The organism is Flavobacterium sp. KACC 22763 (assembly GCF_028736155.1).
In the GTDB taxonomy this organism is placed as follows: Bacteria; Bacteroidota; Bacteroidia; order Flavobacteriales; family Flavobacteriaceae; genus Flavobacterium.
Map to the genome: position 1 here is coordinate 4,521,233 of NZ_CP117879.1, position 15,454 is coordinate 4,536,686.

15 protein-coding genes are annotated in these 15,454 nt (G+C 34.1%); 3 read left to right on the top strand and 12 right to left on the bottom strand.

Annotation, left to right across the window (positions count from 1 at the left end; all coding sequences use genetic code 11):
- Positions 1-21 precede the first annotated feature (21 nt).
- From nuoH to aspS, 10 genes are all read right to left on the bottom strand, one after another.
- On the bottom strand, positions 22-1,074 hold the full coding sequence (gene nuoH / locus PQ463_RS19005; protein WP_111368849.1) for an NADH-quinone oxidoreductase subunit NuoH: 1,053 nt from the start codon (positions 1,072-1,074) through the stop codon (positions 22-24).
- 3 nt (positions 1,075-1,077) lie between these two features.
- Positions 1,078-2,109: an NADH-quinone oxidoreductase subunit G gene (locus PQ463_RS19010; protein WP_111378915.1), complete on the bottom strand. Its 1,032-nt coding sequence runs from the start codon at positions 2,107-2,109 to the stop codon at positions 1,078-1,080.
- A gap of 173 nt (positions 2,110-2,282) precedes the next feature.
- Complete coding sequence (gene nuoF, locus PQ463_RS19015; protein WP_274255020.1) at positions 2,283-3,653, bottom strand: NADH-quinone oxidoreductase subunit NuoF; 1,371 nt, start codon at positions 3,651-3,653, stop codon at positions 2,283-2,285.
- Position 3,654: 1 nt separating this feature from the next.
- Entirely contained in the window at positions 3,655-4,185 is a 531-nt protein-coding gene (locus tag PQ463_RS19020) for a complex I 24 kDa subunit family protein (protein WP_057115709.1), read from the bottom strand.
- A 198-nt stretch (positions 4,186-4,383) separates the two neighbouring features.
- On the bottom strand, positions 4,384-5,622 hold the full coding sequence (locus PQ463_RS19025) for an NADH-quinone oxidoreductase subunit D (protein ID WP_111368854.1): 1,239 nt from the start codon (positions 5,620-5,622) through the stop codon (positions 4,384-4,386).
- A 21-nt stretch (positions 5,623-5,643) separates the two neighbouring features.
- Positions 5,644-6,165: an NADH-quinone oxidoreductase subunit C gene (locus tag PQ463_RS19030; protein ID WP_111378917.1), complete on the bottom strand. Its 522-nt coding sequence runs from the start codon at positions 6,163-6,165 to the stop codon at positions 5,644-5,646.
- A gap of 1 nt (position 6,166) precedes the next feature.
- Entirely contained in the window at positions 6,167-6,715 is a 549-nt protein-coding gene (locus tag PQ463_RS19035) for an NADH-quinone oxidoreductase subunit B (RefSeq protein ID WP_111378918.1), read from the bottom strand.
- Between the two features lie 157 nt (positions 6,716-6,872).
- On the bottom strand, positions 6,873-7,238 hold the full coding sequence (locus tag PQ463_RS19040) for an NADH-quinone oxidoreductase subunit A (protein ID WP_008466117.1): 366 nt from the start codon (positions 7,236-7,238) through the stop codon (positions 6,873-6,875).
- Between the two features lie 243 nt (positions 7,239-7,481).
- Positions 7,482-7,676 (bottom strand): cold-shock protein, encoded by a 195-nt coding sequence (locus PQ463_RS19045; protein WP_007137066.1) that lies wholly within the window; start codon positions 7,674-7,676, stop codon positions 7,482-7,484.
- A gap of 308 nt (positions 7,677-7,984) precedes the next feature.
- Positions 7,985-9,736, bottom strand: a complete 1,752-nt coding sequence (aspS, locus tag PQ463_RS19050; RefSeq protein WP_274255022.1) for an aspartate--tRNA ligase — start codon at positions 9,734-9,736, stop codon at positions 7,985-7,987.
- Positions 9,737-9,894: 158 nt separating this feature from the next.
- Here aspS and PQ463_RS19055 point away from each other — a divergent pair, with 158 nt between their 5' ends.
- The 3 genes from PQ463_RS19055 to PQ463_RS19065 all read left to right on the top strand — a co-directional run bounded on the left by PQ463_RS19055 (position 9,895) and on the right by PQ463_RS19065 (position 12,536).
- Positions 9,895-10,890, top strand: coding sequence for a TlpA family protein disulfide reductase (locus tag PQ463_RS19055; RefSeq protein WP_274255024.1), 996 nt, complete (start codon positions 9,895-9,897; stop codon positions 10,888-10,890).
- 91 nt (positions 10,891-10,981) lie between these two features.
- Complete coding sequence (locus tag PQ463_RS19060) at positions 10,982-11,977, top strand: TlpA family protein disulfide reductase (protein ID WP_274255025.1); 996 nt, start codon at positions 10,982-10,984, stop codon at positions 11,975-11,977.
- 211 nt (positions 11,978-12,188) lie between these two features.
- Positions 12,189-12,536, top strand: a complete 348-nt coding sequence (locus tag PQ463_RS19065) for a toxin-antitoxin system YwqK family antitoxin (protein WP_008466129.1) — start codon at positions 12,189-12,191, stop codon at positions 12,534-12,536.
- A gap of 57 nt (positions 12,537-12,593) precedes the next feature.
- Here PQ463_RS19065 and PQ463_RS19070 read toward each other — a convergent pair whose 3' ends face one another.
- Both PQ463_RS19070 and PQ463_RS19075 read right to left on the bottom strand, forming a co-directional pair.
- Positions 12,594-13,706, bottom strand: coding sequence for a PepSY-associated TM helix domain-containing protein (locus tag PQ463_RS19070; protein WP_274255026.1), 1,113 nt, complete (start codon positions 13,704-13,706; stop codon positions 12,594-12,596).
- Positions 13,707-13,899: 193 nt separating this feature from the next.
- Positions 13,900-15,450, bottom strand: coding sequence for a PepSY-associated TM helix domain-containing protein (locus PQ463_RS19075; protein WP_274255027.1), 1,551 nt, complete (start codon positions 15,448-15,450; stop codon positions 13,900-13,902).
- Between the last annotated feature and the right edge of the window lie 4 nt (positions 15,451-15,454).

Below are 15,454 nucleotides of genomic sequence, written 5' to 3' on the forward strand. Positions count from 1 at the left end.
ATTTGAAGCTTATTACGGTTCTTAGAAGCCTAAAGCTGCTGCAATATCGTGTCTTAAAATAACAACACCCGTAATCATGATATTAATAATCGAAAGCGGAATTAAAATTCTCCATCCTAAGTTCATTAATTGGTCATATCTAAATCTTGGAATTGTCCAACGTACCCACATGTAGAAGAAAATGAAGAAACATATTTTTATAAATAATGCTCCAATTCCTAATAAGTTTGCTGTGTTTACACCTACATTTTCTACCATCCATTGCATTCCTGGGTAGTTGTATCCGCCAAAGAATAAAACAGAAATAATAGTAGAAGAGATGAACATACTTGCATATTCAGCAAATAAATAGAACCCCATTTTCATTGACGAGTATTCTGTATGGTAACCTCCAATTAATTCGTTTTCACATTCTGCTAAATCGAAAGGAGTTCTATTTGTTTCTGCAAATGAACAGATTAAGAAAATCAAGAATGATAATGGCTGATAAAATACATTCCAGTTCATACCTTGCTGCTGTAATGAGATTTCTTTTAAACTCATTGTTCCTGTCATCATCAATAAAGCAATTATTGATAATCCCATTGCAACCTCATAAGAAACCATTTGAGAAGCAGCACGGATAGCTCCCATCAAAGAGAATTTATTGTTAGAAGCCCATCCACCAATCATGATGCCGTAAACTCCAACAGAAAGAACTCCAAAAATGTATAAAATAGCAATGTTGACATCTGTAGCCTGAAGAATAATGTCTCGTCCAAAAAGGTGTAAACGATCTCCCCAAGGAATTACAGCACTTGTCATTAAAGCTGTACTCATTGCAATTGCCGGACCTACAACGAATAAAAATTTGTTTGGTGTATTTGGGAAAAATTCTTCCTTAGAGAATAATTTCATACCATCTGCAAGTGGCTGTAATAAACCTCCCCATCCAGCACGGTTTGGTCCAACACGATCTTGCAAGAAAGCAGCAACTTTACGTTCTGCCCAAGTAGAATACATCGCCATGATCATTGTTACCGCAAAAACGACAACAATTACAACACTCTTTTCTATAATAAATGCACTTTCCATTTCTTAAACTTTTTTATCATTATCAGTTAATGGAATCGCTGCCATACTAATTTTTTTACGGTCAATATCTCTACCTAAAAGGATATTTTTCTCAGTATCGATTTCAACTTTCTCTAATTTCTGAGTGTAGTTGTTTTGGTTGATAACAGAATCTTTTTCAAATTCTCTTGGACCTTCAATAACCCAGTCATTAACATTTTTATGATCAAAACGACAGCTGTTGCAAATGAATTCTTCAACTTCATGGTACTCGTCTTTACGACCTGTAACACGCTGAATTTCTCCACCAAACATCCAAACGGTAGTTTTACCGCAACATCCTGGAGTAGTACATTCTCTGTGTGCGTTGTAAGGTTTGTTAAACCAAACTCTTGATTTAAAACGGAAAGTTTTATCTGTTAAAGCTCCAACTGGACAAACGTCAATCATGTTTCCAGAGAACTCGTTGTCGATTGCTTTAGAAATTCCAGTTGAAATATTCGCGTGGTCACCACGATCTAATACTCCGTGAACTCTGTTGTCTGTCAATTGATCTGCAACTTGTACACATCTTTGGCATAAGATACAACGATTCATGTGAAGTTGAATATTTGGACCAATATCTTCTGGTTCAAATGTTCTTTTCTCTTCAATGTAACGTGATTTAGGATTCCCGTGCTCGAAACTTAAATTCTGTAAATCACATTCACCAGCCTGATCACAAATAGGGCAATCTAATGGGTGGTTGATTAATAAAAATTCTGTTACAGATTTACGAGCCTCAGTTACTCTTGCAGACGATTTACTGTTTACTTCCATACCATCCATACATCCTGTTACACAAGATGCCATTAATTTTGGCATTGGGCGTGGGTCAGCTTCACTTCCTTTAGAAACTTCAACTAAACAACAACGACATTTACCGCCGCTGCCTTTTAATTTTGAGTAATAGCACATGGCAGGCGGAACTAAATCTCCACCAATCATACGTGCAGCCTGCAGGATCGTTGTTCCTGGTTCTACGTCTATACTTTGACCGTCTATGGTTACTTTCATCTCTTATTTTGTTTTTTTAGTTTCAGGTTTAAAGTTTCACGTTGCTGAACATGAAACTATAATAACTTGAAACTTGAAACTATTTTAAACTTTTTTTGTTGAAAGTCGGAATATTCAAAAGAGTTGCTGTCCTTTTTAATATTTTTAACTTTATAACTTTCTGCTATATATTCTTATACGATTACTTTACCGCCAACTAAATGTTTTACCTGAGAAAAAGGCTCAGCTACAAAGTGATCTCTATTTTTAATTTTTTCTGGGAAACGAACGTGATATTCGAATTCATCTCTAAAGTGACGAATCGCTGCAGCTACTGGCCAAGAAGCAGCGTCACCAAGTGGACAAATTGTGTTTCCTTCAATTTTACTCTGAATGCTCCACAATAATTCGATATCTTCTTCACGGCCTTGACCGTTTTCGATTCTCCATAAGATTTTTTCTAACCATCCAGTTCCTTCACGGCAAGGAGTACATTGTCCGCAAGATTCGTGGTGATAGAAACGAGCAAAGTTCCAAGTGTTTCTTACCACACAAGCAGTATCGTTGTAAACAATGAATCCTCCAGAACCTAACATAGATCCAGTAGCAAAACCACCATCACTTAAAGATTCGTAAGTCATTAAACGATCTTCTCCGTTTGCTGTTTTGAAAATCAAGTCAGCAGGTAAGATTGGCACAGAAGAACCTCCTGGTACAAATGCTTTTAATGGACGATCAGAAGACATTCCTCCTAAATATTCATCAGAATTCATGAATTCGTCAACGCTTAAACCTAGTTCAATTTCGTAAACACCAGGATTTTTGATGTGCCCTGAAGCAGAAATTAATTTAGTTCCAGTTGAACGTCCAATTCCAATTTTAGCATAATCATCTCCAGAATTGTTTACAATCCATGGCACAGTTGCAATTGTTTCAACATTGTTTACTACAGTTGGATTTGCCCAAAGACCAGAAACCGCTGGGAAAGGTGGTTTAATACGAGGATTTCCTCTTTTACCTTCCAATGATTCGATTAATGCTGTTTCTTCTCCACAGATATATGCTCCAGCTCCACAGTGTACGTGAAGTTCTAGATCATAACCTGATCCTAATATATTTTTTCCTAACCATCCGGCAGCTTTAGCCTCGGCGATTGCTCTTTCTAAGATTTTAAAAACCCACATGTATTCTCCACGAATGTAGATATACGATAGGTTAGCGCCCAAAGCGTAGCTTGAAGTAATCATTCCTTCGATCAATAAGTGAGGAATGTATTCCATCAAAAATCTATCTTTGAATGTTCCAGGCTCAGATTCGTCGGCGTTACACACTAAGTGTCTTGGTCTTCCTGATTTTTTGTCAATAAAGCTCCATTTCATTCCAGCAGGGAAACCTGCACCACCACGACCACGTAATCCTGATTTTTTTACTTCTTCAGTAACTTCGTCTGGAGTAAGTGTTTTTAAAGCTTTTTCTACAGAAGCATAACCACCATTTTGGCGATACACTTCGTAGGTTTTAATTCCAGGAATATTGATTTTATCTAATAATATTTTTTGTGACATCTTATTTATCGTGTAATATTATTTTATCATCTCTACAATCAGCAATAATCTGATCGATTTTTTCTTCTGTCAGTTTTTCTTTGTAGAAATCTCCCAATTGCATCATCGGAGCGTATCCGCAAGCACCTAAACATTCTACACCAGCAATAGTGAACATTCCGTCTGGAGTTGTTTCACCCATCTTAATGCCTAGTTTTTCAGAAGTATAATCCATCAAATCTTCGGCACCTCTTAAACAACAGCAAGAAGTCTGGCAGAACTCAAACATATACTTACCAATTGGCTTTTGGTTGAACATCGTATAGAAAGTTACCACCTCATAAACCTCAATTGGTTTTATCTGAAGAATCTCGGCAACTTTGTCTTGCAATTCAATACTAAGCCAGTTGTTATGTGCATCCTGAACTTCGTGCAAAACAGGCAATAAAGCCGATTTTTGTTTGCCCTCAGGATAATGACTGATTAATTCATTGATGCGGTTCATCAATGCCTCAGTCATGTTTATTTCTTGTTTGTAATGTTTACGTTCCATTTTTATTTTAGATTTTAGATTTTAGATTTTAGATTTTTTCAAATCTTTATCTACAATCCTTATTCTGCAATCTTTGTTTTAAGTTTTAGATTCTTCAATCTGAATTTTTCAATTCCTAATTATAATTTTAAATCTAAATTCTAAAATTTGCATTCTCAATCAGCAATCTAAAATCTACAATCTAAAATCTACAATTATCTAGGCGTCTAATTCTCCTGCAATTACGTTCAAACTTGAAAGAATGATAATTGCATCAGAAAGCATGGCACCTTTAATCATTTCTGGGAATGCTTGATAATAAATAAAGCATGGTCTTCTGAAATGTAATCTATATGGAGTTCTACTTCCGTCTGTTACTAAATAAAAACCAAGTTCTCCATTTCCTCCTTCTACAGGGTGATAGATTTCTGCAACTGGTACAGGAACTTCTCCCATTACGATCTTAAAGTGATAAATTAAAGATTCCATAGAAGTGTAGACATCTTCTTTTGGAGGAAGGTAGTAATCTGGAACTTCAGCGTGATATTCGTTTCCTGGAGGCATTTTCTCTAATGCCTGACGAATAATGCTTAAACTTTCCCAAACTTCAGCATTACGAACACAGAAACGATCATAAGTATCTCCTGATTTTCCAACAGGAACAATAAAATCGAAATCTTCGTAAGATGAATAAGGCTGTGCTACACGTACGTCATAATCAACTCCAGCAGCACGTAAGTTTGGACCTGTAAATCCGTAAGCCATTGCTTTTTCAGCAGTAATTCCACCTACATTTACAGTTCTGTCAAGGAAAATTCTATTTCTCTCGAATAAGTTTTGGAATTCTTGCCATACTGGTGGGAATTCTTCTAGGAATTTATCTAGTTTTTTGAAAACTTCTGGAGACCAGTCTCTTTCAAAACCACCGATTCTTCCCATATTTGTAGTCAAACGAGCTCCACAAATTTCTTCGTAGATTTCGTAGATTTTTTCTCTAAATTGAAATACGTATAAGAAACCAGTATACGCACCTGTATCAACACCTAAGATACCATTACAGATAATGTGGTCCGTAATACGAGCCAGCTCCATAACAATAACTCTTAAATACTGAGCTCTTTTAGGAACTTCAATACCTAATAGTTTTTCTACTGTCATCCACCATCCCATATTATTAATAGGAGATGAACAATAGTTCATACGGTCTGTAAGAGGTGTAATTTGGTAAAAAGGACGATTTTCGGCAATTTTTTCAAATGCTCTGTGGATGTAACCAATAGTTGGCTCAGCCTCAAGAATTTTTTCACCATCCATCAATAAGATATTTTGAAAAATACCGTGTGTTGCAGGGTGAGTTGGACCTAAATTCAGAACAGAAAGTTCGCTTCCGTCGTCATTTAGTCTCTCCTTAATTATTTTAGCATAACGATGCTCTGGTGGTAATAATAGTTCTGACATTTTATAATGTTGAATTATTTTTTAGCAATTTGATGTTGTTCTTCCGAAGAATCTATCATCCTTATCTGTTCTTCCGCTGTCTTCCAATGGGAATTCTTTTCGCATTGGATGAGACTGCATTTCGTCCATATTTAAAATACGTTTCAATTGAGGATGTCCTATAAAGTCAATCCCATAGAAATCGAAAGTTTCTCTTTCCATCCAATTGGATGAAAGGAAAATATTTGAAACCGATTTAATTTCTGGTTTTTCGCCGTTTAAGAAAACTTTGATTTTCAATCTTTTGTTTTCGTACCAGTTGTGTAAATGATAAACAACTGCAAACTGACGTTCTGTTTCATTATCCGGATAGTGAATTCCGCATAAGTCAGTTAAAAAATGAAATTTTAATTCTGGATCATTTTTAAGGAATAGAATCAGAGGCGTAATTTTATCAGCCGAAGCTTCTAAAGAAAAAATATCTCTTTCTTGCTGAAAGTTGAAAACATCGTTATTGAATGTTTCTACAAGTTTGTCTTGAATTTGGGTATTTTCTAAGGCCATCTTATGAGATATTATATGAAGCTAATAATTCTTGGTATTCTGGAGAGCTTCTTCTTCTTACAGATTCACTTTTCACTAAGTCTTGAAGTCTCATAACTCCATCAACAATTTGTTCTGGTCTTGGTGGGCATCCTGGTACATAAACGTCAACAGGAATTACTTTGTCAATTCCTTGAAGAACAGAATAAGTATCAAAAACTCCTCCTGAAGAAGCGCATGCTCCAACAGCAATTACCCAACGAGGCTCTGACATTTGTTCGTATACTTGTCTTAAAATAGGTGCCATTTTTTTAGAAATAGTTCCCATTACTAATAACATATCGGCTTGTCTTGGCGAGAAACTCACACGCTCAGAACCAAATCGAGCTAAGTCATAGTGAGATGCCATTGTTGCCATGAATTCGATACCACAGCATGAAGTCGCGAAAGGAAGCGGCCATAATGAGTTGGCTCTTGCTAAACCAACAACATCACTAAGTTTTGTAGCGAAGAAACCTTCACCAGTAACTCCTTCTGGCGGCGCAACCATATTTACTTTTGAATCGCTCATTTTTATTTTAGATTGTAGATTTCAGATTTTAGATTTTTGATCTTGGAACCGAAATCAATATTTTAAAATTCAATATTGTGTTTTGAGAAATTATTTTTCAAATCTAAAATTCTAAATCAAGTAATCTAAAATCTAAAATCTGAAATCTAAAATCATATTATTCCCACTCTAATGCTTTCTTTTTGATGATATAAAAGAAACCAACCAAAAGCAAAGACATGAAAACTAACATTTTTAACATTCCTTCAATTCCTAAGTCTTTGAAGTTTACTGCCCATGGATAAAGGAAAATAACCTCTACATCGAACAATACAAACAAAATGGCAACTAAGAAGTATTTTACAGAAAAAGGAATACGGGCGTTACCAACAGATTCGATACCGCATTCGAAGTTTTGATCTTTAACTTCAGAGGATCTTTTTGGTCCTAATTTTCCAGAAATGATGATTGTTCCTACCACAAAACCAACAGCTAGAATAAACTGCATTAAAATAGGAATGTAACTGTATTGATCAGATTGCATAAACTTAGATTTTATACTTAAAAAATGAGCCACAAAGATAACTTGGAAGTCTGTAAAACACAAGTTAAAAAAGGATTTAAGTAGGGTGCAAAACCGTGTTTATGTCTAATTTTTATTCATTATAAATAACATTGCGTTATTTTAATATTTTTTTAAGAAATGGGTAAAAAAAAACGTCCCGAATACTTCGGGACGTCTTCTGAGACCATTCAGAGGCAAAAAAAAATAATTGCTATATTTTTCTTAGATTACTGCTACTTTAGCAGCAACTTTCCCTTTTCTTCCTTCTTCTTCTTCATAGCTTACACGGTCACCTTCGCGTAATTCTTCCGCGTTAATTCCTGAAGCGTGAACGAAGATGTCCTTTCCTGTTTCTTCGTCTGTAATGAATCCATAACCTTTAGACTCATTGAAAAATTTTACTGTACCTGTACGCATTTGTAATGTAATAATAATTTATAATAAACAAATGTAATATATAAAATCATACAAAAGACATATACGTGTTAATTTTTTGTAAAAATTATTGATTTACAGTGTTTTTACGCGGTTTATTGCATCAATTTGTTTATAAAATACCATAATTTGCGAATCATTAATTGTAAGAATATAAAAGCATTACGTTTGTAAGAATATGATAATTCAAAAAAATCAGCAGCTAAGATTTTTCTTAAAATTTCATTAATATAAAAAAGCCGCTGAAATTTCAACGGCTTTTTGTTTTTTTATGAATAATTTACTTCAAATTAAGCAACATCTACTTTAATTCGAAGCTCTTTCAATTGTGCATCATCAATTGCGGCAGGAGCATCAATCATGACATCGCGCCCTGAATTATTTTTAGGGAATGCAATAAAATCTCTGATGGTTTCTTGTCCTCCTAAAATAGCAACAAGTCGGTCAAGACCAAAAGCTAATCCTCCATGAGGTGGTGCTCCAAACTGGAAAGCATCCATTAAGAAACCAAATTGGGCTTTTGCTTCTTCTTCGGTAAATCCTAAATATTTAAACATTAATTGCTGTGTCGCTTTATCGTGAATACGAATAGATCCACCGCCAATTTCATTTCCATTTAAAACCATATCGTAAGCATTTGCGCGAACTTTTCCTGGTTCTGTTTCCAATAACGCCATGTCTTCTGGTTTTGGAGAAGTAAATGGGTGGTGCATTGCATGATAACGTCCGCTTTCTTCGTCAAGTTCCAACAATGGGAAATCAACAACCCAAAGTGGTGCAAATTCTTCTGGATTACGCAATCCTAAACGAGTAGCCAATTCCATACGTAAAGCAGAAAGTTGTGCTCTTGTTTTATTTGCTGGACCAGAAAGAACAAAAATCATATCTCCAGGATTTGCTTCTGTTGCTTTTGCCCAATTTGCCAAATCATCATTGTCGTAGAATTTATCTACAGATGATTTGTATGTTCCGTCTTCGTTGCATTTTACATAAACCATTCCCGACGCTCCAACTTGAGGACGTTTCACCCAGTCAATTAATCCGTCGATTTCTTTACGAGTGTAATTTCCTGCTCCAGGAACAGCAATTCCCACAACTAATTCAGCTGCATTGAATACAGGGAATTCTTTATGTTGTGCAAATTCGTTTAATTCTCCAAACTTCATTCCGAAACGAATGTCCGGTTTGTCGTTTCCGTATGTTCTCATGGCATAGTCGTAAGTAATTCTTGGGAATTTATCTACTTCAATACCTTTAATTTCTTTTAATAAATGTCTTGTCAAACCTTCAAAAATATTCAAGATATCTTCTTGTTCAACAAATGCCATTTCACAGTCAATTTGAGTAAACTCTGGCTGACGGTCTGCACGTAAATCTTCATCACGGAAACATTTCACGATTTGGAAATATTTATCCATTCCACCTACCATCAAAAGTTGTTTGAAAGTTTGTGGAGATTGTGGTAGAGCGTAAAATTGACCTTCGTTCATACGGCTTGGTACAACGAAATCTCTTGCTCCTTCTGGAGTTGATTTAATTAAATAAGGCGTCTCAACTTCGCAGAAATCTAAATCAGAAAGATATTTACGAACTTCCATCGCTACTTTATGACGGAATAACAAACTGTTTTTTACAGGATTTCTTCTGATATCTAAATAACGATATTTCATTCTGATGTCTTCTCCACCGTCAGTTTCATCTTCAATTGTAAATGGAGGAGTTAATGCAGTATTTAAAATCGTCAATTCAGAAACTAAAATTTCGATTTCACCCGTTGGAATATTTTTGTTTTTGGCTTCACGCTCAATAACAGTTCCTTTTACTTGAATTACAAATTCTCTTCCCAAGGTTTTTGCCAATTCAAAAACAGTTTTATCGGTACGGCTTTCGTCAAAAATAAGCTGTGTAATTCCGTAACGGTCACGTAAGTCAACCCAGTTCATAAATCCTTTATCGCGCGATTTTTGTACCCATCCCGCTAGTGTAACTTCCGTATTAATATTTGAGGCATTTAGTTCGCCGCAATTATGACTTCTATACATGATCTAAATTTTAGATTGCAAAAGTAAATACAAAATTCAATATAATATAGTAAAGAGGGAAACTTGATGCGTATAATTTTAAATATTTTGTCAAATGTTAAAATTTGAATCGTTATTTCTTTAGATTTGAATTTATCAAAAACCAAAATTTAATAGATATGAATAAATGCTTTGTTTTAGCTTTAATGATTTTTAGTATTCTGAGTAGTTGCAGTCAAACTGAAGGCGAAGTAGAATTTACCGCAAATATTTCTAATAGAAATAGCGACAGTTTAGTTATAACTGGAGCCAATAATTTTAAAAAGGTGATTTTAATTAATAAAAAAGGATCTTTTAAAGCTAATTTCAAAATAATGAAGGGATTTTATGATTTATTCGATGGGAATAATTATCTGCACTTATATCTAAAGCCAAATGCTGAAATAGATCTAACATTTGATGGAAAAGATGTGGACAAAACCATTGTTTATAAAGGAAAAGAGATAAATGAAAATAACTTTTTAGTAAAATACACTTTTAAAAAGGAAAATTTTAAAAAAGAAGTTTTACTGAAAGAGCGCTCTGAGTTTGTATCGCTGGTTGAAAAAGAAAAGAAAGCAGATTTAGAAAGTATTAATAGTGGAAATTATGATTCAGATTTTAAAGACACAATGACAAATGTGTTGGAAGCATTTTATAATGAATTATCGAAAGAATATGAAGATGGCTCAAAATTGCGTGAGTTAAATAGTAAAGGCGCCAGCGAATTTGAGTACGAAAATTATAAAGGAGGAAAAACAAAATTATCAGACTTTCGAGGAAAGTATGTTTATATCATTTTTTGGACATTCTGGAATGATAAATACTTGGAGGAGTTTAATAATATTAGAGGAGTTACTGAAAAATATAAAGACAAGAATGTTGTATTTGTAAATGTTTCAATAGATGAGCAGTACGAGCGTGATTCATGGAAAAAATATATAGAAGAAAAGAAATTAAGTGGAATTCAGCTTTTATCTGATAAAGGATTTAAATCTGATTTTATAACAAAATGTAGTATAAAAGAAGTGCCCGAGTATGTATTAGTAGATCCCAAAGGTTATATTTTGGAAACTGATGCATGGGAGCCTGCTTCGCTATCACTTCAGTCACAATTCGAGACTTTGTTAAAGTAAGGGGTAGGTAGTGTTAAATATTTTGTTAATTCTAAATTCCGAAGCTTTAATTTCTTTAGTTTTGATTATCTAAAAACTAATCATAATACCTATGAAAAAACTTTTTGTTGCAGGTTTAGTGCTTTTTAATGCTTTAAATATCATTGGTCAAAGCAAAAATTCGGTAAAATTTACAGCTAAAATCGCCAATAGAAATAGCGATACTTTGGTTATTAAAGGAAGAGATAATTTCAGACAAGTAATTCCAATTGATAAAAAAGAGATTTTTTCTGCAACTTTTGATGCTCCTCAGGGGTTTTATGTTTTTTCTGACGGAACAGAATCTTCTAATTTATATTTAAAGCCAAATTCTGAAGTCAATTTGACTATGAATGCCAAAGAATTTGATGAAACGATTGTTTATAAAGGTAAAGGAGTAAACGAAAGTAACTTTTTAGCTCAACAAGCTTTAAAAGATGAAAATTTTCAGAAAGATGCTTTTGCAAAAGAATCGGCTGAATTTACCGCTTTACTTGATGGTAAATTAAAAGCAGATATAGAAAGTCTTGAAAAAGGTGATTTTGCTCCTGAATTTAAAACGGCTCTAAAACGCAGTTTCGAAAGTTTTCACCAATATGCGGGTGAAGAATATGAAAGAGTTGCAAAGGCAAATAAAATGGTTGGAAAAGCTTCTCCAGGTTTTGACTATGAAAATTTTAAAGGAGGAAAAACGAAACTTTCTGATTTAAAAGGAAAATATGTTTACATTGATCTTTGGGCAACATGGTGCGCGCCTTGTAGAGCTGAGATCCCGTATTTGCAGAAGATTGAAGAAAAATATCATGGAAAAAATATTGAATTTGTAAGTATTTCTATTGATAAAGCAAAAGATAATGAAAAATGGAAAAAGTTCGTAACGGATAAAAAGTTAGGAGGCGTTCAACTATTTGCTGATAAAGACTGGGAATCTGAGTTTGTTGTGAACTACGGTGTCACCGGAATTCCTCGATTTATTTTAATTGATCCGCAAGGCAATATTTTAAAATCTGATGCATCAAGACCATCTGATCCTGAGCTTGATAAGCAACTTAGTGCATTATTGAACTAATTTTTTTACGAAATTTACAACGTTATCGTAAAATTTAAATATTTCTAAAATACCAGTAAAACCAGTGCTTGAGCGCTGGTTTTTTCTTTTTTGGGAAATTTCCAATGTTAAGTTTTTACTCTATGTTACCAAATTGTTAAGTAAAAGTTTTTTTAATGTAAACTATTAACTATATTTGATAAAGATTTCTTAACATTAAATACCTAAAGATATGAAAAAGAGTGTAATTTTAGCTGCAATATTGTTCTCTGGAATTGTAGTTGCACAAGAAGGAAAGCCTGAATTGGAAGCTGCTGGAAACAAGGTAAAAGCAACGTATTACTATGACAATGGTAAAGTGCAGCAAGAAGGCTTTTTTAAAGACGGTAAATTAGACGGTGTTTGGGTATCTTATGACGAAAAAGGAAATAAAAAAACCGTTGGAGAATACACAGACGGAGTTAAAACTGGAAAATGGATTTACTTTAATGAAAACAGTTTAAGCGAAGTTGCTTATGTAGACAACAAAGTGAGCTCAGTTAAAAGTTTACAGAAAAATGCTTTAGCAAACAGAAATTAATCATAATTTCAAAAATCACTTATAAAGAGACCGTCCCGATATTTCGGGACGGTTTTTTTATGCTTTTACTTTTTTAGATTTTCTGTTTCTTCCAAACCAAATTATAAATCCGCTGATAGGTAGCGCGGCGGCAATTAAACTCACAGTAAAAGCTATTATTTTTCCAGGAAGATCTAAAACTTGTCCGGTATGTATTCCGTAATTCATTTCGACAACTTGTAGTCCTAGACTTTTTTTGTCAAAAGTCTGGCTTTGGATTAATTTTCCGCTTGACGGATGAAAATAATAATTGCTCTGCTGATCATAGCGTAATGTATGTGGATAAGCGCCTGTGCTGACAATATCGCCTTTTTTCTGCGGAATCATTATAAAAAACATTTCTGCTTTTGGCTGCAATTGCTGAGTTTGAACAAATGCTTTGTCAATTGCTGTAACCGAATTTACTTTGAATGTGGTGGTATCAATTACTGGAGTTTTTGTTTCAACTGCTTTGTCTCCTCCAAAGTTAAAGGATTTATAAATTCCGTCACCAACCCATTCATAGGTAAAAGTAAGTCCGGTAATAGCTAAAATTAAGGCTATTATTGAGATGTAAAATCCAGTAGTATTATGCCAGTCGTAATTAACGCGTCGCCATTTTGCCGACCATTTTATAGTGAAACTTCTTTTAATGTCACTCTTTCGTTTTGGCCACCATTGTATGACTCCTGAAATAAGCAATAAAATAAAAATGATCGTCGCTCCGCCAATAATATGCTTTCCGATATAATCGGGTAGAAGCAGATATAGGTGAATGTATTCTACAATAATGAAAAAGTCGGTTTCTGGATTTTCAGATTTCAGATATTCTCCAGTATACGGATTAAAATATAAGTAGAGATTTCCAGCGTCTGAATAAGTGTAAACAATTGCCGATCTATTTTTTCCATAATAAGCGATCATACTGGCTTTGTTTGCAGGAACAGCTTCTTTTGCTTTTTCCTGCAGCTCAGATGGCGATAGAAAAGGTTTGTTTTGAGGTTCAACCAAACGCCATTCTTTTCTGGTAATGTCTTTTATTTCATCATGAAAGCAGAAAATACAACCCGTAATACAGACTATAAAAACGATAAGCCCAGAAATTAATCCGAGCCATTTGTGTATAAAACGTATTTTGGTTTTGAATCCCATTTTTTGATTAAAAGCGTAAAAGTATGCTCAAAATCTATATAGGGCAAATATTTCGAAAGTATTTTGTTTATAGGGTAAAGTATTGGTCAAAGAAAAATCTCGCAAAGTCGCGAAGTTGCAAAGTTTTATTTTGAATACTTCTTTGCGACTTCGCGACTTTGCGAGATTAAATGTTCTTTGAAAAAAAACTTAATTAAGCAACCGCTTTTTTAGGTTTTAAATGATAGGCAACGTATAATGAAATTGATGCCAAGAAAATCCAGAAAACATCTATAAAGAAAATTTGAAATTTGTTTTGCATAAAAGAATTCCAAAACCAATTTCCAGAAACGATTCCGTTTGCAACTGGAATCAGGAATCCTAAAATACTTCCTGAAATCAGGCAGAACTTGTTGGTGAAAGCATCATCCTTTTTAATGATAAAGAAGACGGTAAGAATTAGCCAGCCTCCAAAATAAAGCGCATACAGATTGGACTGACTTAAAGGGTAGAAAATTTTACTTCCTATAAAAGCCAAAGCTGTAATTGGATACATGCTTAAACAAATCGCTAAGTAAATACGAACAACAGCAGCGTTGAAGCGTCTTTTCTTTTCTGGCATATTGTTTTTTTGTCGGGCAACAAGCCAAATCATAACTCCAGAAATAATGACAAAACAAGTTATAATTCCTAAAATGAAGCTTACAATTTTTAAAGCATATCCGCCATAATCGCCAAAATGTATTCTGTATAAAACATTTTTTACGACATCTAAATAACTCGTTTGTGCAATTGGGTCTTTTTTGGCAATTTCTTTTCCATCAGCAACTCTGTAAACTACTTTTCCAATTCCGGTAAATTTTTTGTGGCTTAAAAGTTCACCCTCAACCAAAACATGCATATTAGCATCGCCGTAATTTTGGATAAAAACACGGGTAATTTCAAAATCGGCCCAGTTCTTTTTGGTTTTTGCAACCAGTTCGTTAATGTTAAATGGATTTGCCAGTTTTTTATTTTCAAACTTATAATCTGGATCAGTATATTCCAGTTCTTTGTATAATTTATCTTGATCTCCCTTATATAAAGCCATTACAGCTGGAGCTACAATTAAAAGCTTAATCATAAAAAATGCTCCTGTAACCGCGTATACAAATTGAAATGGCAAACCAATCATTCCTAATGCTGTATGCGCATCTGTCCAAAGTGTTTTTAATTTTTCTTTCGGACGAAACATGTAAAAGTTAGAAACGATTTTATTCCAGTGCAGGAGAACTCCCGTTATGATGGCGAATAAAAAGAACAAAGCTGTAAATCCTGCCAAATAATATCCTGCAGGATATGGAATTTGTGCGAGAAAGTGAAGACGGTATAAAAGTTCACCTAATGAATAAGATTCTTCATAAGTGTAGCTCTTGTAATTTTTATTGTCCAAATAAAAAAACTCTCCAGCTTGCTGTTTTTTTGGAGCCAAGGTGTCTTTGGTTCCTTCCATGTAAACGGCAACTCTATTTTCTACAGACGGTTTAGAAATGGTAAGATTTCTTCCATGCAATACATATTTTTTGTCAAGATGCTGCAGTGCATTATTGTAATCTAATTGAATTTCTCTTGTGATTGCTGTAGATTCATTTCTTTCCCAATTGATGATTTCATCTCTAAAAAAAGAAAAAGATCCAGCGAAGAAAATTACAAAAAGAACTACACTGATAACGATTCCGCTGACAGTATGCGTGTGAAAATAGATATTGTAATGACGGTTATTCATAAAT